Raw genomic sequence first — 1126 nt, 5'->3', positions numbered from 1 at the left:
CAAAGTCAATGGGCGACAACATGCCATTGTTGGTGTGTTTGCGCTTTGGGTTATAGAACATCTCGATATATTCGAACACGTCCTGCCTTGCGGCCTCTCGGGTAGCGTAGGTTTTCCGCCTGATCCATTCGCGTTTCAGCAATTGGAAGAAGCTTTCGGCAACGGCATTGTCATGGCAGTTCCCACGGCGGCTCATGCTGGCTTCCAGATTGTGCTGACGTAGAAAGGTTTGCCACTCGCGACTGGTGTATTGCGAGCCTTGATCGGAATGGATCGTGACGGTGCTTTTGGGTTTTCTCCGCCAGACCGCCATCAGAAGAGCCTGCAACGCCAGATCTGTTGTCATGCGTGACTGCATCGACCAGCCGACCACGCGACGTGAAAACAGGTCAATGACGACCGCAAGATATGCCCAGCCTTCATAGGTTTTAATGTAGGTGATGTCGGTCACCCAGATCTGATCGAGGATCTGGACGTCAAACTTCCGCGCCAACGTGTTCTCGGCAACGATGGCAGGACTGCCACCGTAACGGCCAGGACGGCGCCTGTAGCCGATCTGGGCTGCAATGCCGGCAAGGCTCGCTAAGCGTGAGACGCGGTTCGGTGAACAGTCTTCGCCTTGGTCGCGTAGATCATCATGCAGCTTGCGATAACCGTAGACCTTGCCGCTATCTTCCCAAGCCTGCCTGATCAGCGCCGTCTGACGAACATCATCGATGGCCCGCTGGCTCAAAGGGGCCTTCAGCCAGGCATAAAAGCCGCTGAAATGTACACTCAGCGTGCGGCACATAGCCCGGATCGAAAACTCAGGCCTGTGAGCTTCGATAAATGCGTACCTCACCGAGAGTCTCGCGCGAAGTACGCTGCGGCCTTTTTTAGGATGTTGCGCTCCTCCGTCACACGGGCCAGTTCGGCTTTGACCCGCCGAAGCTCAGCGGCAACGGAGTCATCTTCACGCCTGACCTTGGCAGGCTTCGAAAACTCAGCCTTCCACGTGTAAAGCGACTTCGTGCTGATCCCCAGCCGCGCAGCAACCTCTTTGACCGCATAGCCGCGATCAACAACCTGCATCACCGCGTCCTTTTTAAACGCGTCCGAAAACCTGTTTCCCATCTTCATCTGTAGC

At 55.8% G+C, this 1126-nt stretch carries 1 protein-coding gene; it reads right to left on the bottom strand.

Translation table 11 applies throughout. From position 1 onward, the window contains the following. Window positions 1-1119, bottom strand: a protein-coding gene (locus tag IE102_RS17790) for an IS3 family transposase (protein ID WP_373295621.1) whose coding sequence is annotated in 2 segments (ribosomal slippage) — window positions 1-879 and window positions 879-1119 — 1120 coding nt annotated over the 2 segments. Because the reading frame shifts where the segments join, the coding sequence is not laid out codon by codon here. This gene is flagged as partial in the annotation. Window positions 1120-1126: the final 7 nt, after the last annotated feature.

The organism is Asticcacaulis endophyticus, assembly GCF_014652575.1.
GTDB lineage: Bacteria > Pseudomonadota > Alphaproteobacteria > Caulobacterales > Caulobacteraceae > Asticcacaulis > Asticcacaulis endophyticus.
This window is presented reverse-complemented; position numbering and strand designations above follow the sequence as displayed.